The sequence below is a fragment of the Flavivirga sp. 57AJ16 genome (assembly GCF_028736925.1).
GTDB lineage: Bacteria > Bacteroidota > Bacteroidia > Flavobacteriales > Flavobacteriaceae > Flavivirga.
On sequence record NZ_JAQZAT010000010.1, the window covers coordinates 84,845 to 109,758 of the forward strand.

At 33.7% G+C, this 24,914-nt stretch carries 20 protein-coding genes; 5 read left to right on the top strand and 15 right to left on the bottom strand.

Annotated elements, in window-relative coordinates; all coding sequences use genetic code 11:
- Entirely contained in the window at positions 1-636 is a 636-nt protein-coding gene (locus tag PQO00_RS12495; RefSeq protein ID WP_274185178.1) for an outer membrane beta-barrel protein, read from the bottom strand.
- A 49-nt stretch (positions 637-685) separates the two neighbouring features.
- Between PQO00_RS12495 and PQO00_RS12500 the strand changes: the two genes are divergently transcribed.
- The gene (locus PQO00_RS12500) at positions 686-1,645 is read left to right on the top strand and encodes a lysylphosphatidylglycerol synthase domain-containing protein (protein WP_274185179.1); all 960 of its coding nucleotides are present in this window, start codon (positions 686-688) and stop codon (positions 1,643-1,645) included.
- A gap of 2 nt (positions 1,646-1,647) precedes the next feature.
- Positions 1,648-2,781, top strand: coding sequence for a glycosyltransferase (locus tag PQO00_RS12505; RefSeq protein ID WP_274185180.1), 1,134 nt, complete (start codon positions 1,648-1,650; stop codon positions 2,779-2,781).
- On the opposite strand, the gene PQO00_RS12510 is transcribed toward PQO00_RS12505, so the two are convergent.
- The 3 genes from PQO00_RS12510 to PQO00_RS12520 all read right to left on the bottom strand — a co-directional run bounded on the left by PQO00_RS12510 (position 2,774) and on the right by PQO00_RS12520 (position 6,023).
- Complete coding sequence (locus PQO00_RS12510) at positions 2,774-3,250, bottom strand: hypothetical protein (protein ID WP_274185181.1); 477 nt, start codon at positions 3,248-3,250, stop codon at positions 2,774-2,776. The two genes, PQO00_RS12505 and PQO00_RS12510, sit on opposite strands and share 8 nt — an antisense overlap.
- 269 nt (positions 3,251-3,519) lie before the next feature.
- Positions 3,520-5,658, bottom strand: a complete 2,139-nt coding sequence (locus PQO00_RS12515; RefSeq protein ID WP_274185182.1) for an energy transducer TonB — start codon at positions 5,656-5,658, stop codon at positions 3,520-3,522.
- A 2-nt stretch (positions 5,659-5,660) separates the two neighbouring features.
- Positions 5,661-6,023 (bottom strand): BlaI/MecI/CopY family transcriptional regulator, encoded by a 363-nt coding sequence (locus PQO00_RS12520; RefSeq protein ID WP_274185183.1) that lies wholly within the window; start codon positions 6,021-6,023, stop codon positions 5,661-5,663.
- 198 nt (positions 6,024-6,221) lie between these two features.
- Between PQO00_RS12520 and PQO00_RS12525 the strand changes: the two genes are divergently transcribed.
- Complete coding sequence (locus tag PQO00_RS12525; RefSeq protein WP_274185184.1) at positions 6,222-6,704, top strand: DUF456 domain-containing protein; 483 nt, start codon at positions 6,222-6,224, stop codon at positions 6,702-6,704.
- A 940-nt stretch (positions 6,705-7,644) separates the two neighbouring features.
- Here the strand turns inward: PQO00_RS12525 and PQO00_RS12530 are convergent.
- The 5 genes from PQO00_RS12530 to PQO00_RS12550 form a co-directional block, all read right to left on the bottom strand.
- Positions 7,645-8,319, bottom strand: coding sequence for a response regulator (locus PQO00_RS12530; RefSeq protein WP_274185185.1), 675 nt, complete (start codon positions 8,317-8,319; stop codon positions 7,645-7,647).
- A gap of 14 nt (positions 8,320-8,333) precedes the next feature.
- Positions 8,334-10,169 carry a tetratricopeptide repeat protein gene (locus tag PQO00_RS12535; protein WP_274185186.1) on the bottom strand — a complete coding sequence of 612 codons (1,836 nt, stop codon included), beginning with the start codon at positions 10,167-10,169 and terminating at the stop codon, positions 8,334-8,336.
- A gap of 109 nt (positions 10,170-10,278) precedes the next feature.
- Positions 10,279-10,431: a hypothetical protein gene (locus PQO00_RS12540; RefSeq protein WP_274185187.1), complete on the bottom strand. Its 153-nt coding sequence runs from the start codon at positions 10,429-10,431 to the stop codon at positions 10,279-10,281.
- Positions 10,432-10,771: 340 nt separating this feature from the next.
- The gene (locus PQO00_RS12545) at positions 10,772-11,779 is read right to left on the bottom strand and encodes a LacI family DNA-binding transcriptional regulator (protein WP_274185188.1); all 1,008 of its coding nucleotides are present in this window, start codon (positions 11,777-11,779) and stop codon (positions 10,772-10,774) included.
- Positions 11,780-12,106: 327 nt separating this feature from the next.
- Positions 12,107-12,250, bottom strand: coding sequence for a DUF5679 domain-containing protein (locus PQO00_RS12550; protein ID WP_274185189.1), 144 nt, complete (start codon positions 12,248-12,250; stop codon positions 12,107-12,109).
- A gap of 470 nt (positions 12,251-12,720) precedes the next feature.
- On the opposite strand from PQO00_RS12550, the gene PQO00_RS12555 reads away from it, so the two are divergent.
- A complete protein-coding gene (locus PQO00_RS12555) occupies positions 12,721-15,237 on the top strand; it encodes a DPP IV N-terminal domain-containing protein (RefSeq protein ID WP_274185190.1) in 2,517 nt (838 codons plus the stop codon).
- A gap of 182 nt (positions 15,238-15,419) precedes the next feature.
- Here the strand turns inward: PQO00_RS12555 and PQO00_RS12560 are convergent, their stop codons facing one another.
- Both PQO00_RS12560 and PQO00_RS12565 read right to left on the bottom strand, forming a co-directional pair.
- Positions 15,420-17,804 (bottom strand): sodium-translocating pyrophosphatase, encoded by a 2,385-nt coding sequence (locus PQO00_RS12560; RefSeq protein ID WP_274185191.1) that lies wholly within the window; start codon positions 17,802-17,804, stop codon positions 15,420-15,422.
- A 331-nt stretch (positions 17,805-18,135) separates the two neighbouring features.
- A complete protein-coding gene (locus PQO00_RS12565) occupies positions 18,136-18,663 on the bottom strand; it encodes an inorganic diphosphatase (protein ID WP_274185192.1) in 528 nt (175 codons plus the stop codon).
- Positions 18,664-18,838: 175 nt separating this feature from the next.
- Here PQO00_RS12565 and PQO00_RS12570 point away from each other — a divergent pair, with 175 nt between their 5' ends.
- Positions 18,839-21,016, top strand: a complete 2,178-nt coding sequence (locus PQO00_RS12570) for a M1 family metallopeptidase (protein WP_274185193.1) — start codon at positions 18,839-18,841, stop codon at positions 21,014-21,016.
- Between the two features lie 412 nt (positions 21,017-21,428).
- On the opposite strand, the gene PQO00_RS12575 is transcribed toward PQO00_RS12570, so the two are convergent.
- The 4 genes from PQO00_RS12575 to PQO00_RS12590 all read right to left on the bottom strand — a co-directional run bounded on the left by PQO00_RS12575 (position 21,429) and on the right by PQO00_RS12590 (position 24,854).
- Entirely contained in the window at positions 21,429-21,632 is a 204-nt protein-coding gene (locus PQO00_RS12575; RefSeq protein ID WP_274185276.1) for an RHS repeat-associated core domain-containing protein, read from the bottom strand.
- Positions 21,633-22,360: 728 nt separating this feature from the next.
- The gene (locus tag PQO00_RS12580; protein WP_337992842.1) at positions 22,361-23,455 is read right to left on the bottom strand and encodes a hypothetical protein; all 1,095 of its coding nucleotides are present in this window, start codon (positions 23,453-23,455) and stop codon (positions 22,361-22,363) included.
- Positions 23,456-23,527: 72 nt separating this feature from the next.
- Complete coding sequence (locus tag PQO00_RS12585) at positions 23,528-24,289, bottom strand: hypothetical protein (RefSeq protein WP_274185194.1); 762 nt, start codon at positions 24,287-24,289, stop codon at positions 23,528-23,530.
- Positions 24,276-24,854 (bottom strand): RNA polymerase sigma factor, encoded by a 579-nt coding sequence (locus tag PQO00_RS12590; protein WP_274185195.1) that lies wholly within the window; start codon positions 24,852-24,854, stop codon positions 24,276-24,278. The genes PQO00_RS12585 and PQO00_RS12590 overlap by 14 nt, the downstream gene beginning before the upstream one ends.
- Between the last annotated feature and the right edge of the window lie 60 nt (positions 24,855-24,914).

Below are 24,914 nucleotides of genomic sequence, written 5' to 3' on the forward strand. Positions count from 1 at the left end.
CTATTCACAGTAATAACAGCCACTCAGCGATATGGAAGCCCCTACTGTTAGTGTTAAAAGGTTACCGTTAAATGCTCCAAATCCATCTGATATGGGTTCAAAATCTTTTGCAAATCCATGTATGTAAGATACATCTGTGTAAATAGAAAGTTTATCTGAAACCCCAAAATGGAGTTCTACCCCCGCCATGGCATTCATAAACGAGGTCTTATTTTGAGTAAAATTCCCCAAAGGTTTCACCGATGTCAACCCTGGTCCTGCATGAACAAATACCCCTTTATTTTGAGATAAGTTAAATATTCTATTGGCATTATAAACGGCCTGCAAATTGATACGGGAGTAATTAAGCTTAAATGGTTGTGTATCTTTTTGGTTCGATATTCTACTAAAGCCATAATCTAATTTTGCACCCAGCATGGGCTTGAACATATATTGAATCCCTAAATTTACTGTAGGAAAATTATATGTTTTCCCTTCAAAACCAGTAACAAATCCGTTTTTTGACGGACTGTTTAGCCCCAATGCAAATTGTGCCTTAAATGTACTTGTATCGCCTTGTGAAACCGATACAAAACTGCTCATGACAAGAACTATAGCACAAAGGGCTTTTTTATATATTTTAAAATTTGAGGTCATAACGTAATAATGATTTAATTTTGTGTTTAATTATAGGTATATCATTTACATGCTACCGTACAAAACTAAACAATTCTTTTTTGAGCTTATTAAATTAAGCATTGTTATTGGGGCTTTTTATTTTATATACCAAAAACTAATAAACAATCCTGAATTAAATTTTAATGATTTTATTGGTTTTTTATCAAAAAAAGACGTTTTCTCACTCAAAAATACACTTCTATTACTTTTTTTGACGTCTTTCAATTGGTTTTTAGAAATTATAAAATGGCAAACATTAGTCGCTCCCATTAAAAAAATAAGCTTTAAAAATGCTTTCGAACAAAGCCTAGGTGCTTTAACAGCATCCTTATTTACACCTAATAGGATTGGCGAATATGGTGCTAAAGCTATTTATTATACTTCTAATTATAGAAAGCGTATTCTTTTAATCAATTTATTGGGTAATATATTGCAAATGCTTACTACCACTGTTTTTGGTGCTATTGGTTTTTGTCTCTTTGCTGCTAAATATCAAATTAATATCGATTATTATAAATTTGGCCAATTTCTTTTAATTGGTTTCTTTATTGTTGCCTTAATAGCTTTTGCAGCACTAAAAACAACATTTACCATTAAGGGCTTTCCTCTAGGAAAAATCAAACATTTCGTTTTAGAATTTCCCAAAAAGACAATGGTTTTTGCTTTGTTTTTATCCATGTTGCGCTATCTTGTTTTTTCGTTTCAATTTTACCTTTTGCTACAGTTTTTCGAAACCGACATATCATACTTCGATGCCATGACCGTTATTGCTTCCATGTATTTATTAGCTTCCATACTACCTTCTATTTTTATATTGGACGTTATTGTAAAAGGGAGCATTGCTATTTATCTATTTGGTCTTATAGGTTTTAATGAAATGACTATCTTAAGCATTATTACCATCATGTGGCTGTTCAACTTTGTTTTACCAAGTATTATTGGAAGCTACTATGTCATTAATTTTAATTTTCCTAAAGACACGCATTAATCATGGTTTTAATAGGCATTATTATCACTTTAGTTTATCTATTTTTAATAGGATGTTTTGTTTTTGGTTTTGATAAAATCAAGCCGTTTAAATTAGGAAATACACCTCCAAAAAACACATTTTCGGTTATCGTTCCTTTTAGGAATGAAGCGGAAAATTTATCTGGTCTATTAGAATCTATAGACGCATTGGAATATCCGAATCCTTTATTTGAAATTATTTTTGTTGATGATGACTCTCATGATGATTCCCTTAACTTAATTATGGGATTTTCTGCTAATACTCAAGATAACATAAAGGTTATTAAGAATGAAAGAACGTCTAATTCTCCAAAAAAGGATGCGATAACTACGGCTGTTAATCATTCTAAAAACAAATGGATCGTAACAACGGACGCAGATTGTATATTGCCAAAATATTGGCTAGATAGCTTTGATGCCTTTATTCAAAAAACAAATGCAAAATGCATTGCTGCGCCAATTGCCTATGCACATTCCAATCGTTTTTTAGAACAGTTTCAATTATTGGATATTTTAAGTTTGCAAGGGGCTACAATAGGTGGCTTTGGCATAAAACAACCTTTTCTTTGCAATGGTGCTAATTTTGGATACGAAAAGGCATTATTTCAGGAACTAAAGGGTTTTGAAGGCAATACGGACATTGCAAGTGGGGACGATATTTTTCTACTTGAAAAAGTGAACAAAGCATACCCCGAGCAACTTCATTATTTAAAATGCGAACATGCTATTGTAAAAACACAACCCCAGCCATCATGGAAAGATTTGATATCACAGCGTATTCGCTGGGCTGCAAAGACAAGTGCCTACCATAATTGGTTTGGAAAATTTACTGGACTTATTGTTTTACTAATGAACGGATTGGTTATTTTAACTTTATTGCTTTCGATCTTTAATGATTTTAATTTTAAAATCTGGGGTTATATTTTAACAATAAAATTTGGTATCGATTTTCTCCTAATCTATAAGGCAGCTTCTTTTTTTAATAAAAAGGCGGTCTTAGGACATTTTGTTTTCGGGTCTGTTATATATCCCTTTTTCAGTTTCTACGTCGCTTTTGTATCGCTTTTTAAAACTTATAAATGGAAGGGGAGAACATTTAAAAACGGCATCAGTTAACACCTATAATTATAGGCAACTTAAATTCTGTAGTTACCTGTTGTCCACGTTTTATAGCTGGAAAAATTTTTGGTAAAGCATCTAAACTCTCCTCTAATAGATCATTAATGTTTGGTATTTCCCGTATGGTCAGACTATCTATTTTTGTTTCCAACAAAATGATTGTGCCAGTTTCCGACACTTGAAGTTTCAAATCTATAGTATCATTAATATCTTGGGTAACAACAATAATTTCTTTTTGTAGATGTGTAAATATATGCCCTGTTAAAACACTTGTAAAACACTGTTTTTTTTCTTGTTTGGTAGACAAGGAATCGCATAAAGAGAAGGTTGGATATTCATCGACATCATTCCATTTAAAAGTCTGCAACTCTTCATTTAAAAAAGTTTCAGAAGATGTTTTTTTCACATTAAAATACCCACAGGAAGCGAGCAATATGACTACTAGAAATGCACAAATCTGTCTCATGGATTAAAACTGAAACCGAAATGTACAATTTTTTTATATTTTAATTACCTTTTAGCCCCCTCCTTCATTAATTTTTCTTTCTTTAACTCACTAATACGCTTATTAATATATTCTATATGATAGCCTGATGGGTATTTTTTTAAAATTTTTATAAAGAACAAATTTAACATCTAAATTTGCATACAAACTATCCGCTTTATTTAAAACCGAAACTTCTATTTCATGAAATGGTCACAGCCAGTAAAAAAATAGAATTAGTCTAAACATAATTAGTCCGCCACTTTAAAAATAATTGGCAAGGAATATAGGGCATCTACTTTTTCTCCTTTATGTTCACCTGGAGTCATTTTAGGTAATGTTTTTATTACCCTAATGGCTTCTTCTTCCAATACTAGGTGAGGCGCTCTTGATTGTTCAATTTCTATATGCCCCTCTTTAGTGATTTTAAAAACAATATTGATACGTTGTTGTCCTTTTAAACCTAGGCTTTTAGCCAAATTTGTATTAAAATTTTGATTGACATGCTTTTGAATTTCATAAGACACACACGTTCTTTGTTCGTCTTGGGATACACTTTTACAAACTCCAAATGTTGGAACTTTATCTAAAGTTCCAAAAGGCACAGCCGATCCATTCAAAGTATCATCGGCATAACCAACAACAGCTACTTCATCCAGCATTTGTATATCATCTTCAACCTCAAAAATAATGGGTAATGAATAAGGAACAGTTACTTTATTCCCTTTTTGTTTTCCTGGAATCATTTTGGGTAAGGCACTAATGACCCGAATAGCTTCTTCTTCCAATTTAGGGTGGCTGGCCCTAGATCGAACACCTGTAATATGGCCCTCTGTATCAATCTTAAAAATAACATTAATACGCTGTCTACCAGTTAAGCCTAAATCAGTAGCCAATTTTGTATTAAAGTTTTTTGCTACAAATTCTTGAATGTTCCCAGACGTACAATTTCTTTTTTCAAACCTAGAAGACAAACTATCGCATCCCGGGAAAATGGGAACTTGGTCAATTACCCCAAAAGGAACTTCAATATTTTCTAACGGCTCATCTTTGGCAGAGACCTCTTTATGTGCAGCCACTAGCGTTTCATCGACAACCGATCGATCTTGGACTTGAAAAATTATAGGTAACGAATAGGGCACAACAACTGTTTTTCCTTTCTGTTTGCCAGGTATCATTCTAGGTAGGGTTTTTATTACCCTAATGGCTTCTTCTTCTAACTTAGGATGTGGAGCTCGAGACCGAACTTCCCCTATATTTCCATCGGTATCAATTTTAAAGATGACATTAATACGTTGCCTACCTATTAACCCTAATTGGGTGGCTAGCTCTGTATTAAAGTTTCTATTCACATGTTTTGCAATACTTTTGGATATGCAATCCTTTTGTTCTTCTCTAGACAGATCTTCACACCCGGGAAATACAGGAACTTGTTCTACTACCGCAAAAGGAACTTCTATATCAACTTCTTGTAAAGCAGTCCCATCTGAAACCTCAGTTTTGTTTTTATCTGATTTTTGTGCTTGTGTAGACGTATAAACCATCATAGCAAATATCGTTGGAATTAATAATACGTACTTTAAAAGATTGATTTGTTTTGATTGTGATTTTTGTAACATAACGATTCGTTTTTTGATTAATGATTGTTTAAAAAATGGATTGATGAATGATATATTTTTTGTTTGAAAAACCTGCGATAACAAGTTTTCGTAATAGTCTGTTTTACTTTGATTTTTTGAAGCTTTCTTATCTGCGATAAACTCATGAAGCTGCATCATTCTATTTTGGTACATGTATACCAAAGGGCTAAACCAAAATAGAATCCGTAGGACTTCAAAAAACAATAAATCCAATGTGTGCTTTTGTTTAACATGCACCATTTCATGTTTTAAAATAGATGCTTTATCTTTTTCATTTATTTGTTCTCCTAAAAAGATATAGTGGAAACAAGAAAAAGCCGCATAACTATTTAGCAGCCTAACAATAAACAGATGTCCCCTTTTCGTTTTTGGATTTTTAGAAACTATCAGGATTAATTTAGTGATCTTAAATAGCAATAAAAGAGCCGCTAATAACATCCCTATATATAAAACCAATTCCCAAGACCACACAGGTTTTGTAGTTATTAAGACCGGATCTAATTGCAAAGTATTGGCGTCTGTTTGCGAAACATTACCAATAATAGCCTCAGGTAAACTTATTATATAACCGGGAGGAATGATCTCTTTAAAATGGTTTATCTCAATAAAGGGAATTACTAAAGACAATATAGATGTAACAAGAAGATAGGCTCGGTTCCAATTAAAGAACGTTTCTTTCTTTAAAAACAAATCATAAATAATTAGAAAGAATAACTGAAATGCGACTGTATTAATAATATAATGTACCATGGCTACCTATCTTTTTTATTAACCTCTTTCAAAATAGATTCTAAATCTTCAATATTCATATCATTTTTCTTCATAAAAAAGGATACCATACTTTTAAAAGATCCTTGAAAATAATTATCAACCAATTTATTTATAGACTGATTGCTATAGTCTTGTTTTGCCACTAATGGAAAATAGAGGTGTCCTTTTCCTTTTTTTTCGTAATCGACAAACTCTTTATTCTCCAAAATCCTAACTATGGTAGATACCGTATTATAAGCGGGCTTAGGCTCAGGAAATTGCTCAATTATAGCCTTAACATTGGCTTTTTTTAATTTCCAAAGAATTTGCATGATGTCCTCTTCTGCTTTTGTTAGTTGTTTCATGAATATTGAATTTATTTAAGTGTTTTTGGTGCTTTTTATTTAACTTAATAAGATGCTAAATCGAGTTCAGCATAGCAAAATGAAATATTTCGTTTTGCTAATATAACTAAAAAATTAGTTTAAACTAATTTTTTAGTTATAAAATGTAACATTTATCTGTTTCATACGTCTTACACCCGTAAAACTTAAATAGTATAAATGGACATAGTCTTAATTATTATTGCTGCTTTATTTATGGTTCTAGGCATTATAGGCAGTTTTTTACCCGTATTGCCCGGTCCACTAACAAGTTGGGTTGGACTTTTAATACTTTACTTTACAGACGCCATCACAATGAGCAAGTCGTTTATAATAACAACATTCATAATAGCAGCACTCATTTGGGTGCTAGATTATATTATTCCTGCCATGGGCACTAAACGATTTGGAGGCACTAGATATGGTATGATAGGAACAACCATAGGTCTTATAGTAGGTCTTTTAAGCCCTGTCCCCGGCGGTATTATTATCGGTCCTTTTGTTGGCGCATTAATAGGAGAACTTTTAAACAAAAGCGATACCAAATCGGCCGCAAAAGCTGCTTTTGGGTCTTTTATGGGCTTTATAGCATCTACATTTATAAAATTTATTGCGTCCATTATTTACTTAGGCTTTTTTATTGGGTTTCTTTTAGATGGTTAAATACTATACCGAAGTGATATGCTTATTTAACCTGAGTTTCTATTTAGATCATAAATGATTATAACTCTAATAAAGACAAATGTGCCCTGTGCCGAACTTGTAAAATTAGAATTCTTCTCCTCTTAAATTTAACTACTGTGTGTACACAAATAATGCACAATAAAAAGGATTGGTCTCGAATGGCACAAATTTTCACTAATTATTCTGTCTATCGGCAGATTTCAAGTCTATATGGTCTAGGAATTCTTATTCATGCTGTGTCCAATCTATTCCTTAATGTATTGGATTCGTGTGAGTTTGTGCCGTTCGTGTCTTTTAAAAATGTGTACTCACGGTAGTTTTCAAAAGGGAGGATAATTTCGACAAGGCCCAAATTTAGGAGGACTGAACCAGGATAGGTCAATGGGAGGCCTTTTTTCAGATCGACCAAAACTTTTACCTAAACACAACTTTTGTGCACGATCCCGATTTATACCAATTATGAATTAAAATACGCTATTCAAACTCATTCATTAATTCGTTTTTTCTCTTTACTCATCATTTCCATAGCTTAGGCTATGCAAATAACTCGTAGCTGGCTAAAACAAATAAGCAATATCGTTTTCTGTAGCTCTTTTTAATTCATAATTGGTATTAGCTATATATCAGAAGATATGATCTTGAGATTCCTGCCTACGCAGGAATATAAAAAGAAGAAACCCTATGGGTCTCTCACCTCCATAGGGTCTGTAAATTGCTATTATCAACAAAAAAATTGAGGGATTAATTAATTTTTTGAAGTGTTGATAGTGTAAAGATAATTATTAGTCTTGTATTTTAGCTGTGGAAAACCCGTAACATCTTTACGGGTTTATTGTACTATTGAGATATATCAGTGGTTTTCAGAACAAAAAAAGTAGGATTTTTTAGAAAAAAAACTAAACTAACATAAATTCCGATACTAAACAAAGCCTTTTTTTCTTGCCTCATTTAATAAAGTCTCATCCTGTCCGTCACTAACTTCAAAAATATCCCTAAGATGTTTTTTTCTTTTTTCAACCGCACTTAAAGAAATATCTAAGTGAGATGCCAAGTTTTTAGTTTTTACACCTTGAGATAATAAATGCAGTATTTTTCTGTTTTTAATATCAACAACAATATCGCTTGTAATGGTTTTTCTAATATGACTATTTACTGTACCACTGTAAAATGGCGGATTATTGAGGACCGCTTGAAATGCACTGGCAAGTTCGCTGGATGTTAAATCACTTTTAATTAAAAACCCTTCAGGATCTATCGTTTTGATAATATTATGAATTCTAAAAGATTCATTAAACATCGTTAATATAATAATTTTTGTATTTGGTAAAATTCGACGTGCATATTCTGCCAGGTCTTCACCAGAACTCATCACACCATCTTTTGAAGGTGGTAAACTAATGTCTACAAACAATACATTATACGGCAGCCCTTTTTGAATTGATTTATCCATATAGGCAATAGCCTCATCACAATTATTGGCGATATCGATTTCGAGTTCTTGGTTTTCTTTTTTAGTAAAAAGCAATGTATTTTGATACCCTTCTATAATTATAGGGTGATCATCAATCATTAGTATTTTTATTTTTTCAATCATATAATAAATTTTGTTTAGGTAATTGGGGCTTCGATAGTTACTGTAGTTCCTGCATCTTTTTCTGAGATTATATTTATACTTCCATTTATTTCATTTATTCTAGAGTTCATGTTCTTTAAACCTATACCGGACTTTACTCTATTAACATCAAATCCAGAACCATTATCACTCATTTTTAAGCAAATTACATTATTTTTTAATTTAATACTAATATTTACCTGTGTTGCGCTGGCATGTTTATATATATTATGGAGGGATTCTTGAATAATCCGGTATATATGAATTTTAGTTTTATTAGAAACTTCATCCCAATGAATCGTATCATCATGTTCTAATTTGTAATCAAGTTCATAGGCTACTGTTTGTGTTTCTAAAAAGGTCTTTATAATATCTATAAATCCAGAACCTGAAACAAAATTGGTATTTAACTCATGCGATACTTTCCTTATATCCTGCTCAATTGTTTTTAGTTCGTCTATATATTGACCTCTGGTTTTTATAGCTTCTGCACTATTACTCATGTTTAGACTGTCTAGACTTAAACGTGTACCAAATAGGCGTCCTAAAACCCCGTCATGCAACTCTTCAGAAATACGTCTTTTCTCTAATGTTCTTGCTTCCTCAATACTTTCGTTTTGAGACAGCATTAAGTTGTAAATCTCTTCATTTGTTTCTTGTTGTTTCTGTATAAACTTTAATTCTTTATTTCTATTTCTTTGAGTTATGACCAGATATAATAGAAAAGATGAAATGACGATGACTACAGAGATTATTAAAAGCCACATCCGTTCCCTTGCCATTTTTATATTTTCTTGCTCTATCTGGTTTGTTTCAAAACGAATTCTGGCAAACTTATTTCTTATAGCACGTTCATTCTTTTGCAAGCTATCATTAAGCCTAATATATTCTTTTGAATACTTTGCGGCAACATCACCGTCTTCTATCTCAGAAAGTAATAAAAGAGATTTTAACAAATCATCATTGTAATATTTTTGAGAAATATCTTTAGCTTTATAAGCATAATATTTGGCTGAGTCCTTGTTATTTCTATCATCATAATATTCTGCTAAATGCTGGTTAATAATAATTGAATTATACCCTCCTGGATTAACACTATCTGTAATCTTTAAGGCCTTAAAATACAAATGTGGAAGCTTCTCGTAATTTTTAGACAAATACAAGGTATGAGCATAATTATCTAAAACTAAAGCATAAAAATCGGTCCGCTCATGGATTAAATTTTTGTTCTCTAAAATTTGATTATAATACCTTGAAGCTAATTCATATTCTCCTTTATTTTTATAAGCTAACGCTAAATTGTTCTTAGAATTATCAATCCTAGCCTTATTATCCCCTTTCAAACTTTTTTTGATATCCAACGCTTTTACATGATATAAAATAGACTCATCATATTGTTCCAGCTGGTCAAACACTAATCCAAGATTATTAAACAAAAATGATTTATACCGTCTACTGTTATTTGTTTCTCTTAGTCCGTCTAACAAAGACAGGGCCTCAATAGAAGTAAGTTCACTTCCTGTAAAATCTTTTTCGTCTTTTTGAATTACTGCTATACCATATAAAGCAAGTGCTCTTTTATAATCGTTGTTTAGGCTTTTAAAAATTTTTTCAGCTTTGTAATAATGATAATAAGCACTATCACCTCCCGAAAAACTGTATCTATATAATTCTCCTATTTTATAATGTGCATTAGCTACTAATGAAGAATCTTTAATTTTAGAGTTTAGAAAATTACTCTGTATAGAGTCAATTATATACTGGCTATCCTGCTGAGCAAAAGCAGAATTTATATAAAAGAAAACGACCACACTATATAAAATAAATTTCAAAAAATCAGAAAGTATTAGCTATTTCCTCAAATGTATTTATAATTATTTAAATAATAAAAGACTCTTCACAAAAGTAAAGAGCCTTTTATTATTTAAATAGATGCTAATATTAGTCATTAACTCCACCTCCAGTAGGTGGTATTGGTATCTCAGTGTCATCACCAGCTCTTAATACATCATCCTCGTTTAAGTCTTGTTTTGTACAAGATACTAATGTTGCAAAAAATAGTGTTGCTAATAAAGTAATTTTTAGGGCTTTCATAATTTTCAATTTTAAGGTTATTATTAATTATTTTCTCTTTAATATTTATAATAAAAATTGTTGATTAAGACATACAAACATCTTAAACGAGGGAAAAAAATGGATAATTAACTTAAAATCGAATGCACAATAGCTTAACGATTCTATAAAATATTTTTTGAGGGAATACTAAATGAATTAATTTGTCTTTAAAGAACTTAGGGATATTTTGGGGCGCTCTTTTAAGACACAACAAAATTGGTCAAACTACATTTGCCGACGAAATATACTCGATGAAATGCACTATTTTAACGATGAAATGATAATTAACCAATAAAATCTGTTGACAACTTGTTGAAAACTATTTTAGGGTAGATTGGCTTTTAACCAAACTTGTCTTTACAATTTTAGTTTTTACATCTTCATTTAAATGCATGTTTGCCAACCTATTAATTAATAATTGTGCTGCATGAGCCCCAATAATTTTAGCATGTTGCCTAATGGTTGTTAATCTGGGAAGGGTATGATTGGAATCTGATTTGCTCGCAAAACCAATAACGGAAATATCTTTCGGCACTTTTAAGCCTAAATTGACAGCTGTATTAATAGCGATAATACCCGAAGAGCTATCTGCAGCAATTACGGCATCGACCGTTTTGTTCTTTTTTAGGAAAGATTTTATTTTTTTTTGGTGGTCGTCCTGCTTTTCAATTTTTAAAACCAGAGGTTCTTGATTATTACTTTCTAATATCGCCTTGTTGTAACCTCTTTCTCTTAATTTACCAACGCTTAAGTCATTAATACTACTAATAAAAGCAATATTCTTACGCCGTTCGAGAAACAAGCCTTTGGTTGCATTATAAGTAGCATCAAAATCATCTACAATCACTTTATCACACAATACATCATGGGCCACTCTATCAAACATAACAATAGGCAAACCTTGGCTAATGGTTTTCTTAAAATGATCTATTTCGTTCTTAATTTGAGTTTCTTCTGCAACCGATAGTATAAATCCATCTACACTCCCATTTGCTAACAACTGCAAGCTTTTTTTTTCTTGCTCTAATGATTCGTTAGAGATGCAGGTAATTATATTATAACCTAATTCATTTGCCTCCCTTTCTATACCAAAGAGCACCTTGGCCAAAAAGTGATTAAGGATGTTAGGAATTATAACACCTATGGTTTTAGTCTTATTCTGCTTTAAACTTAGGGCTACTTTATTAGGTCTGTAGTTATACAACTCTGCAAGTTCTTTAACTCGCCTCACTGTGTCTTCTCCAATTTCTTCACTATTATTCAATGCTTTCGAAACCGTAGAAATAGAAACATTTAACTCTCTTGCTAATTGTTTTAAAGTAACCATACTTTTTTACTTAAAAATTATAAATATTGCAATTTACAAAATTACTCATTGCAAATAGTCTAATACTAATTTGAATGTAAAATACAGTATAATATATTCCTTAATTTATTTAAAATGATATAAGAGATCGGAAAGGTCTTAGTAGCGGTACCATTGAGCTTAAAAGCAAATGGCACTTTTAAAGTGAATGGCGTTTCAAAAAAGAAACACAAAAAGCAGCAAGCGTAACTAATATTTGACGAGCCAGATAAGCGTCAAATATGAGCTGAAAATTTTATTTAAATTGATGGATTGTAAAAAACTAAAAAATTTTGTAAGCTAATACAATTAAGACTTTCCTAATATTCTAAACATACCTGTTCCACAAGTTGGGCAACTTCCCTTCATTGCTTTTCTACCATTTTTCATAGTCACTTCATTAGCCCCTTTAATTTCTTTTTTGTCTTTACACTTTACACAATAACCTTCCATAATTTAAGATTTTATTTTAATTAGACTTTATAATATTATAAATGTAGGTTTTATTCTTGGTGTTAGCAAATAAAAAGGTCTGGTAAACAATACTCTTTTTAAACAAAAAAAAGATTTATTTTTCTGTTTTACAATCGTTTATCATCAAACACATTTTATCCCAGTTCTAATTTAACATGGCTCAAATAAAAGGCATTAAAACTGAGATTGCTGGATACTTGAAATACCAAAACTTGCTCTGCTCAGGCAAGTTCGGTACAGGCATGGGAATAAACCTTGCTTAAAAGCAACTATTTGTTCAGCTCGCTATTTTTTATTTTTAAAGTAGGGTTTCATAAATCTTCGATTTCAAATTAGCCATACATCATTTTGAAATTCAATTGATATTAGTAAAGTTTTAACATAACATTCTTAAAGCTTTTTAGCTAAAAACGGTAATTTCGTTGGTCAAATACAACCAAAATAAACCTATGATGAGACACATTACGTTATTGTTTATTCTTTTTTTAAGTATAAATTCAATTTCAGCCCAAGACACCCCCCCTTCAACAACACCGATGCCTAATTATCGCTTAGCATCACAATTTTCCCCAACCAACCTTGCAAAATTAGTACACTCTACAACAGTGAGACCTCATTGGTTGAAAAAAGGCAATCGTTTTTGGTACCAATATAAAACGACAGAAGGTTCCAACTACTACTTAGTAAACGCGGATACAAAATCGAAATCAAAATTATTTGACAATGAAAAAATGGCTAAGTGGTTAACAGAAATCACAAAAGACCCCTATGATGCACAACATTTGCCGCGTTTCAATTTTAAATTCGTTAAAAATGAAACTGCTATTCGCTTTAGAGTAACTTCTACAGAAGAAGTAGAGGTTTTAGAAGATGGGAAAACTACCGAAAAGGATTCTTCTGCCACAAAAAAAGAAAAAAAGAAGACCCCTAAAATGGAAAAAAAGGTGTATCATCTTGAATATAAATTAGGCGGTAATTCCTTAACTATCGTAGACAACAAAAAGAAAGAGAATGAACCCTGGAAAAAATGGGCCACGATTTCTCCCGATAGCACCATTGTATTGTTCTCTAAGAATTATAATTTGTTTTGGATGGATAAAGCCAATTTTTTAAAAGCCGTAAAAGATGAAAAAGACTCAACAATCGTAGAGAACCAATGGACTACCGATGGCGTGGAACATTATGGCTATGGTGGCTCTGGACGTGGGGAAAATAATGAAACCAAGGAAAAAAAGAAAAACGATAGAAAAAAGATTCATGGTATTTGGTCCCATGATTCCAAAAAATTTGTATTCACAAAAACTGACTCTAGACATATTAAGGATCTGTGGGTAATCAATTCTGTCGCGAAAAAACGCCCTACTCTGGAAACCTACAAATACCATATGCCAGGAGAAGCAGAATTCTACAAACGAGAATTATTGGTTTTTGATATGCCTTCAAAAGAGATTGTTAGTATTAAGTTAGACACAACAAAACAACAAAGTATCTCTGTTTTCAGGGCACCAAGAAAACAATCAGACAGAGATGATGATTTCCAACCGGCATTGTTACTTTCAAAAAAAGGTAAAATTTATTTTAACACCATAAGCAGAGATAGAAAGAAACTGGATATATGTGTTGCAGATATTAATTCTGGAGATGTCACTGTTTTAATCAAAGAACGATTTAATACTTATATTGAATCGAGACCTTTGGTCTTATTCAATAATGAACAAGAAATACTCCATTGGTCTGAACGTGACGGTTGGGCTCATTTTTACCTATATGATTCTAGTGGCAACTTGAAACGCCAGGTAACCTCGGGGTCTTATCATGTAAATGAATTCACTAATTTAGACGAGAAAGCGCGTGTTCTTTATTTTACAGCAAGTGGAGTCTCTAAAAATCAAGATCCTTACTACGAACATATATATCGTATTAACCTAGACGGCACTGGTTTACGAAATATCAATGCTGGAGATTATAATACAGCTACAAGTATGGCCGATTCCAATAAGTATTTTGTAAGTAATTGTTCCAGGGTTAATACCATCCCAAAATCTGAATTAAGAAATGCCAATGGTTCTATTATTATGACCTTGGAAGAAGCAGACCTGTCCCAGCTTTTTGCAACAGGATACAAATTCCCTGAGCCTTTTAAAGTAAAAGCAGATGACGGGATTACAGACATTTATGGTGTTATGTACAAACCTTTTGATTTTGATGACACTAAAAGCTATCCTTTATTGGAATATGTATATCCCGGCCCTCAAACTGAAGCTGTAAATAAATCTTTTTCGGTTAGAATGGATAGATTAGATCGTATGGCACAAGTAGGGTTTATAGTCATTACACTGGGAAATAGAGGCGGACATCCTAACCGCTCAAAATGGTATCACAATTATGGTTATGGAAACCTTAGGGATTATGGCATAGCCGATAAAAAATACGTAGCAGAGCAATTAGCAAAAACACATCCTTATATCAATATTGATAAAATTGGTATTTACGGACATTCTGGAGGCGGCTTTATGTCTACCGCCGCCATGCTAGTGTATCCAGACTTTTTTAAAGCAGCCGTTTCTTCTGCTGGAAACCACGACAACTCGATATACAATAGTTGGTGGAGTGAAACCCATCATGGGATTAAAGAAAAAAAAGATGCAGATAATAATATTTCTTATGAGTATGCCATTGATAAAAACCAGTCTTTAGCATCTAACTTAAAAGGCCATCTTATGCTAATTACTGGAGATATAGATAATAATGTACATCCTGGAGGCACTATTAGAATGGCAAATGCCTTAATTAAAGCTAATAAGCGATTTGATTTTATGATCATGCCAGGACAACGTCATGGTTTTGGAGATATGACAGAATATTCCTTTTGGCTTAGAGCAGATCATTTTAGCAAGCATCTATTGGGTACCGAAACTACAAGCATCGATATTACAGAAATGAATAGGGATAAACCGAAAAAATAATGGGCTGAGTCGAATAAAAAGAGGCTATCTAAAAAGTCTTTATAATTTGATTTGTCAGGTTGAGCTTGTCGAAACCGATATTGATTATCAGTAAGTTAAAAATATTTCGACAAGCTCAATATGACATCGAACTTACTTTTTAGATAGCCTTTTTGTTATGGTTGGTTAAATGTTAGTTATTCTTAATTAAGGACCTTTTCTACTTCTATACCAGCTATTTTATCACTTCTTTTTAAAGCTTCAATATGGGCTTCTACTTCAGATGCACTTCCATTAAAAGTCTCGTAACTGGTCGATTCTTCTCCATTCTCAACAGTCACTGTAGTTACTATCGCCTTAACAGTGCCATCATTATTATTAATCATTTCTACTTGAATGTCTTTAGAAATGGCTACATTTTCCACCTCATTTCCTTCCGAAACATAAGCCGTTACAACCTCTGAGGATAAAGCAATACTAGGCGCAATAACCAATGCTACAACCGACATTAATTTTAATAAGATATTTAAAGAAGGCCCTGAAGTATCTTTAAAGGGATCTCCAACGGTATCACCAACAACAGCTGCTTTATGGGCATCTGTTCCCTTCCTTCCTTGTTCTTCAATAGTTTTTTTGGCATTATCCCATGCGCCACCAGCATTCGATTGGAAAATCGCCATAAGGACACCACAAGTAGTTACGCCCGCAAGCAAACCACCCAACATTTCCGCTCCTCCAATAAATCCAACAGCTACAGGAACTGCAATGGCCAATAAGCCTGGAAGCACCATTTCTTTAATGGATGCTTTTGTAGAAATATCTACACATTTATCATACTCGGCATACCCATCGGCAGCATCAAATATTTTTCTATCTTCTTCATTAGCTTTAGACATATCAGAATCATATTTACGCATCACTTCAAGAGCCGCTTTTAACTGCGGAATATCCCTAAATTGACGGCGTACTTCTTCAATCATGGCCATTGCTGCACGACCAACCGCATTCATAGACAAGGCAGAAAACACAAAAGGCAACATACCTCCTACTAATAGTCCTGCCATAATTTGAGGTTGTGAAACATCAATAGCAATCACATTTGCTGTTTTCATAAAAGCTGCAAATAAAGCCAATGCCGTCAATGCCGCAGAAGCAATTGCAAATCCCTTCCCTATGGCAGCTGTTGTATTCCCTACAGCATCTAACTTATCGGTACGTTCACGAACTTCACTTGGTAGTTCCGCCATTTCAGCAATACCCCCGGCATTATCCGAAATTGGTCCATAAGCATCCACCGCTAATTGTATTCCCGTATTTGCCAGCATCCCTACCGCTGCAATAGCGATACCATATAAACCGGCAAAATGATGTGACACCAAAATAGCTCCAGCAATTAATATAATAGGAATCGCAGTAGACATCATTCCAATACCCAAACCAGCAATAATATTTGTTGCAGCACCGGTTTCAGATTGTCTAACTATAGACGCTACAGGTCCTTTTCCTGTTCCCGTATAATATTCTGTTATTTTACCAACTGCTAAACCAGCAACTAAACCAGCAATCGTTGCCCAAAATACACCCATGGCTCCAAAAGGTAAACCATCAACAGTTTCAGGAATTAAAGCATTAATAATAAAATAAGAAGCAACAACCATTAATCCTGCCGAACCAAATTCACCAATATTTAAAGCTGTTTGTGGGTTTCCACCATTTTTAACTCTTACAAAAAACGTTCCTATAATAGACATAATAATACCAACGGCTGCTAATACCAACGGTAAATACACAGCTCCTAAACCATTAAAATCCGGTGTTAAAATAAAAGCACCTAATACCATGGTACCAATAATAGACCCCACATAAGATTCAAATAAATCGGCTCCCATACCAGCTACATCACCTACATTATCACCTACATTATCTGCAATGGTCGCAGGGTTTAGAGGGTGATCCTCAGGAATTCCCGCTTCCACTTTACCAACTAAATCGGCTCCAACATCGGCTGCTTTGGTATAAATACCACCCCCAACACGTGCAAATAATGCTATAGATGACGCTCCCAATGAAAATCCAGAAAGCACATTTAATACCAATGATAAATTCTCAGGACCACTCCACATCTCCTGATAAATCATAAACAAACCACTTAGCCCCAATACACCTAATCCAACAACACCTAATCCCATAACAGCACCACCGGCAAAAGCAACCTCTAATGCTTTCCCCAAAGACGTCCTTGCTGCACTTGTCGTTCTAACATTTGCCTTAGTAGCAACTTTCATCCCTATAAATCCAGCTAAGGCCGAACAAATAGCTCCAACAATAAATGATACGGCAACCATACCATTAGACCCTTCCTCTGCATTTCCTTTAAAATATAATAGAACCGCCACAGCTATTACAAATACTGATAAAATTTTGTATTCTGCTTTAAGAAAAGACATAGCGCCATCGGCAATGTTTTTCGCAATTCTAATCATTTTTTCATCACCTTGATCCTGTTTGGACACCCACGCACTTTTTATAAAGACATAGAGCAATGCTAAAACACCAAATACTGGTAAAAATCTCACTATTAATTCCATATTAATTAGTTATTTTATTGGTTATTATTATTTTAATGGAGCTAAAAATAGGAAAATATAAGTGATAAAAAAAGCCACCCTTAATTAAAGATGGCTCATTTTTTTTCGTGATATTTTATTAATCTTTCAATTATACCTGTCTGAAGGTAAAATATCGTATTAAGCTGGTGCTTTTTTAAAATCCAAAAACACTGTGATTGGATGACATAGCATCGTTATAGATTTATGAACAGGATATTTAGTGTTTAAAAAGCCTGTACTCAACTTCTTGCCTACCGACAAAGATTAGGGAAACGAGTCGATATGTGGCATTTTACACTAAAATTGGTATTTAGATAGTAAAAGTTCTTTTTTTCTTGTGTTCGCTATTTTCATACCGCTTAATACATTCGTGATAAATTTTAACGGCCTCTTCTGCATTTCCCCATCCACCAGTATCTACTTTCTTTTTTTCCAAATCCTTATATACTTGGAAAAAATGTTCTATTTCTTTTAATCTATGCGGGTTTAAATCTAATATATCTTTGTTTTTACTCCAAATGGGATCCGAAACGGGTACACAAATAATTTTTTCATCAGGTCCTTTTTCGTCAGTCATATGGAATACACCAATCGGCCTTACTTCCATAACTACCATAGGGTATGTTGGTTCTGTACCCATAACCAATACATCTAATGGGTCTTGATCTAAAGCCAAAGTTTCTGGGATAAACCCATAATCTCCTGGATACATCATTGATGAAAATAACATGCGGTCGAAACGTATTTTGTGTAGTGTAAAATCGTACTCATATTTATTTCTACTCCCTTTAGGTATTTCTATTAACACATCAAATGTTAAATCTTTTTTCTTACTCATAAATTATAAATATTTTAGGGACGCAAATGTACTGAACGCTTAGACTTTAAGCAACAAAAACTAAGGTTGTTTTACATTAATATTTCCTATCTTGTGCCTGACTAATTCAAATAATACACTAAAAACCATGAGATTTTTCCTTTTTTTATTTTTGACTCTTTTTTCTTTAGCATTCATGAAGGCACAAACGCAACCTTGGCAAGGCAAATTTGAGCCTATTGACCATATGATTAAACCTCCTAACACCTACAGAACTGCTAGTGGGGCTCCTGGAAGGGATTATTGGCAACAACGTGCTAATTATAAAATAAAAGTGATCCTTGACGAAAGCAACAATACCATTTCTGGTGAAGAAACTATTACTTATTACAATAATTCTCCAGATGATCTGAGCTATTTATGGATCCAACTTGAACAAAACGTCAACAAAAAAGGAAACGAAGATTTTGGCAGTATAAATAATACTATAAAAAATGGTATGACCAGCAGGCAAATGCAATTTCTTACTAGAGCCATAGATTTCCCTGCTGGCTATTCTATTAAATATGTAAAAGATGCCGATGGGAACCATATAAAAACCATGATTAACAATACCATGATGAAGGTTAAATTGAACACCCTTCTTAAATCGGGTGAATCTACACGTTTTTCCATAGCATGGTCCTATCCCATTACCGACAGAAGCATGTATTTGTTATCTCGAGAAGGTTATGAGTATTTTCCATCCGATGATAATACTATTTACCTCATTGCCCACTGGTTTCCCAGAATGGCCGTTTATAACGATACAGAAGGTTGGCAGAATCAGCAATTTCAAAAGCTTGGGGAATTTGCTCTAGAGTTTGGTGATTATGATGTTGAAATCACGGTACCAGAAGACCATATTGTTGCCGCTACTGGCTTGCTTCAAAATAGTGAGTCCGTGCTATCAAAAACACAGCGCAAAAGACTAGATGACGCCCGGAAGTCTTTTGACAAACCCGTCATGATCATTACACAAAAAGAAGCTGAAGCCCATGAAAAACAAAAATCAAAGAAGCAAAAAACCTGGAAGTTTAGTGCTAAAAATGTTCGTGATTTTGCCTTTGCATCCTCTCGTAAATTTATGTGGGATGCCCAAGCTGTAAAATTACCGACCAACACCGTTATGGCCATGTCTCTTTACCCAAAAGAAGGTTTGCCCGTCTGGCAAGAAGAATCTACTAAAGCGGTGAGGCAGGCTTTAGAGGTTTATTCTGAAGCGACTTTCGATTACCCTTATCCGGTAGCTATTTCTGTAAATACGTCTAATATTGGTATGGAATTCCCTATGATCAGCTTTAATGGCGGACGACCAAAAAATGGCAAAATAAGTGATGGAGCCAAGCAAGGTATGATAGGCACTATTATTCATGAGGTTGGCCATAACTGGTTTCCTATGATTGTGAGTTCGGACGAACGTAAATGGATGTGGATGGACGAAGGTTTAAATACTTTTTTACACCAAAGAACCCTTGCAGAACGCTACCCTGGTTTTAATAGTGTAACACCTAAAAGCATTGTACCTTTTATGAGTGGTGACAAAAATATTTTACGTCCAATTATGACAACTTCAGATAATGAGCTTATGTCTCAATTTGGGGCTAATTTTTATTTAAAACCAACTGTTGGCCTACAAATGCTTCGTAACTCCATTATTGGAAAAGAGCTATTTGATGAAGCTTTTAAAGAGTATGCCAATCGATGGAAATATAAACATCCAAATCCTGCCGACTTATTTAGAACCCTTGAAGATGCCACTGCTACCGATCTAGATTGGTTTTATAGAGGTTGGTTTTTTACTACCGATCATGTAGATATGGAATTGAGCCAGGTAAAATGGTTTAAAGTGTATGAAGAAAATTCGAATATTGAAGATCAAAATAACAGCTCTAAAGTAAAAATTGATGCCTCCGGTAAAAATGTGCAAGTGCAAGCTAAAGACTTTTCTAGTGGTCCGGAAATGATTACCATGAATACAACTCCCGATGCTGCGTATGGCCAATTTTTATCAAGAATTGATGAACCCAAACTACGCAAACAACTTTCTGGTAAAAATATTTATGAAATCACTATCAAAAATGTAGGGGGTCTTGTTATGCCCGTTACTATTGAATGGGCATTTACTGATGGTTCTAAAGAAATAGATATCATTCCTGCTGAAGTTTGGCGCAGAAACGAATACGAAATCCAAAAAACTTTTATAAAAGAAAAAAAGGTTAAGGAGGTGAATTTGGATCCTAATTTTGAATATGCCGATACCAATATGAAAAACAACTCGTTTCCTAAAGTTGAAACGCCATCTCAATTTGATGCTTTTAAGAACACTAAATAAAGGAAGCTTATAATAGAAAATAAAGAATTTTGGTTTTTGACACAAAAAGTAAAAACCCGATAGCACTCATACTGTCACGAGCGGGGGCTATATTACTGGAAGCAACGTTATTATTGTATCCTTTATGTTTCCCACCAAAGGGGGTAGTAGTCTATGCGTTTTTTTAACTACGGTCACCTTTTACAGCCTATTACTCCAAAGAGCAGCTACAAAATTTTTCTTTTTAAGAACGTATACTAAAACCACACTTTATCGCTAAAGCATGGCTTCTTATTTTTATTTATTTCCTACTCGACACGGCACTCGTCAAAGACGAAGCGCTAGCGCATACGAGGACTAGCAGGGGTTATAAACAAAAACCACACTACAACTATCTAATGTGCCTTGTGTTTTTTTCTTACTCGGTACGCCACTAGTTTTTAAAACTAGCGGTAGCGGGGTCAATGTTCATCCATCTACCTAAACTTGCATCATAATTTCTGGCGTGGAAGTCGTGCCAGTTTAAACCTAACTCTTTTTGATTTTCTTTTCCTTGGAATGTGTGATGGTTATTTTCAGTACCATTCACAACATTATTGTATCCTTTATGTTCAAGTCCAAAGGGGTAGTAGTCTATGCGTTTTTTTCAACGACGGTCACCTTTTCAAGCCTACCTCTCCAAAGAGCAGCTACAAAAATTTTATTTTTAAGAACGTATACTAAAACCACACTTTATCGCTAAAGCGTGGCTTCTTATTTTTATTTATTGCCTACTCGACACGGCACTCGTCAAAGACGAAGCGCTAGCGCATACGAGGACTAGCAGGGTTATAAACAAAAACCACACCACAACTATCTAATGTGGCTTGTGTTTTTTTCTTACTCGGTACGCCACTAGTTTTTAAAACTAGCGGTAGCGGGGCAACGTTATTATTGTATCCTTTATGTTTCCCACCAAAGGGGGTAGTAGTCTATGCGTTTTTTTTAACTACGGTCACCTTTTACAGCCTATTACTCCAAAGAGTAGCTACAAAATTTTTCTTTTTAAGAACGTATACTAAAACCACACTTTATCGCTAAAGCATGGCTTCTTATTTTTATTTATTTCCTACTCGACACGGCACTCGTCAAAGACGAAGCGCTAGCGCATACGAGGACTAGCAGGGGTTATAAACAAAAACCACACTACAACTATCTAATGTGCCTTGTGTTTTTTTCTTACTCGGTACGCCACTAGTTTTTAAAACTAGCGGTAGCGGGGAAGCTTCGCAATGACAGTCAATTTGTTGTTTTTAAGTTAAAGAAAGTGATACCAATGCTCCTCACACATGGATAAAATACTTTACTTTTCAGACCTCTTTTATTTTAATCCACATCAAATCGAACTCCCAACGAGATATTATTCTGGTCGATGATCTGATCTTTAAAAATAGGTGATACATCATATTTAACATATAGGGCAACACTATCAAAAGCAATATAACCACTTAACCCATACACTAAATTACTGGTATTAAATCCACGTTTTTGTTTGTCTTTTATTTGCTCGCCATTCAATTTATATTTTAGCTTTTGACGTGTGCCAATATTAAAACCAGCATATCCGCCCATTCCTATTTTAAATTGATTTCGTGTAGAGTACCTAAAATAAGTCTCTTTGTCAACCTTTTTTGAAGGTCCGAACTCAAAATGGACAGGAAACACCAAATTGGTAATCGACAGTTTAGACTTTTTAAGGTTTTCAGGGAATTCTTGCAATATAGTTTGATTGCCTTGTTGAACAAAATACTTATTGTCATCAGGTTTTAACCCATTTATTTGAAAAGAATACCCGTATTTAAAGCGCAAAAAATTAGAGTTTTTAAACACCCTTGTTTTCCATGCCCAACCCAACTCTAAAAATCGGGATCCGCCAAACTTATACGGAGAGTCCTCAAGATTTTCGCCTTCAACAATAGCGTTATTTAAGCCAAAAGCCAATACAAAATCACTGGAAGTTCGCTTATCATATTTCTTTCGTTTGTCATCATTCTCCCTCACATAAAGCACTTCCTCTCCTCCTATAATAACGCCTAGTTTAGTTTCTTTCCCTCCTCTATTCAGTCCATAATCATTTCGTTCAAAAAGCGCTATCTTATTGTCTATAATCCCTATACGATTTTCAATATTCAGTGCTGCTAATTTTGCTGCCTTCATTTTTAGCTTTTGAGCTTCTTCACTTGTTATTTTGCCATTGTCCAAACGTTTATTAATAGCTTCTACTTCTATTTTCAAAAATTCTTTTTCTTCCTTTTCAACAACTGTTTTTAAATGCCTAAGCATTTTAATATTCTTTTCATTTTTAATAGCTGGGATCGTGTCTTGTGCATTGATTAATTGCACGTTTACACATAGCACGACAAGTGCTAAATACTTGGTAATGGTTTGCATAACTGTTCGTTTTTTTAATACTGAATTCATTTCAGTATCTCTTGATAATTGATGATGTTTATAGTTATAATTTGCGAGATTCCCGCTTTCGCGGAAATAAAATTAATCATTACGTTGGGCTACTGCTGTTTTTACGGTGCCATAACTTGCCTTTATAGCCTCAAAAACTTTACTTCTAAAGGATGCATCTAATTCTGCTTCAACGTCTTTAAGTAATAAATTAGCATCGACCACTCCTGTGGTTTCATTATATAATCGGTTTAATCTAATTTCTTTTTGGGCCTCCAATAACAAAGCGTCTATGGCATCATCCGTAACAGCATTATTATTTTTTAGTGCTTGTATTTTATGGGCGACTGCCTGAACCTTTTCTTCTTCAAACGATAAAGGATCGAGAGCAATTTTAACAGTATTAACAGTCTCTTTGTTTATTTTCTTTACGCCGTTTTCCTGAACAATGACCGTTTGCCCTTTATTAAGTTCAGATTTAATTAGAACTGGCTTTTTTATTGGTTTTTTAACGATTTCCTTTGGATTGACTAGGGTCCTTTCTGAGGTATTTTCAGTATTAATGTATTCTTCAACGTCTATAACCTTACTTTCATTCTGCTCTACAATTTCTGGATTTACCATCGTTTTAGGAACATCATTTGCAATGGTTTCATTATTAAAAAGCTGAGAAATTACTAATAAAATCCCAACGATACTTGCTGCTAAACCTAACCATAAGATAGGCTTATTATTTCTCTTTTTTTCTTGATTATCTAAACGTTCCGAAAGTTTATCCCAAGCACTATGAGAAGGTTGCAACCTTCTCTTATCCAACTTATCCTTTATGCGTTCTTCAAATTTAATTGGTTCCATAGCTTGTTGTTTTGTTTAATTCCTTAATTTTCTCCTGAAGCCATTTTCGTGCCTTAAATAATTGCGATTTTGATGTGCCCTCTGTTATATTTAGCATCTCTGCTATTTCGTAATGCTTATAGCCTTCAATAGCATACATAATAAATACCGCTCTATAGCCTTCGGGAAGCGCGTCGATAAGCTGTTGTATTTCGGCAACTTCTATGTTGGCACTAATATTATTAGCATAATCGTTCTTAGGGTCAAAATCCTCAACAGAAAATACTACCTGCTTTTTCTGTCTTAAAAATGATAGAGCCTCTCTTATCATGATACGTCTAATCCATCCTTCAAAACTGCCTTTGCCCTTAAAACTTTTCAAATTGGACAATACCTTAAAGAAGCCATTAAGCATGGCTTCTTCTGCTTGTTGTAAATCTTTTATATAATACCTACAAACACTTAGCATTTTTGGGGCATGTATTTCAAACAATACGTGCTGTGCCTCACGATTATTTTTAATCGCTTTTTTTATAAGTAACGATTCGTTTTTATGCAGTTGTATGACTTTCAAAAATGATTTCATTATAGCGCTCTATTTTTAAAGACGCAAATTTCATGCTAATGGTTGCCTGAAGAAAAACAC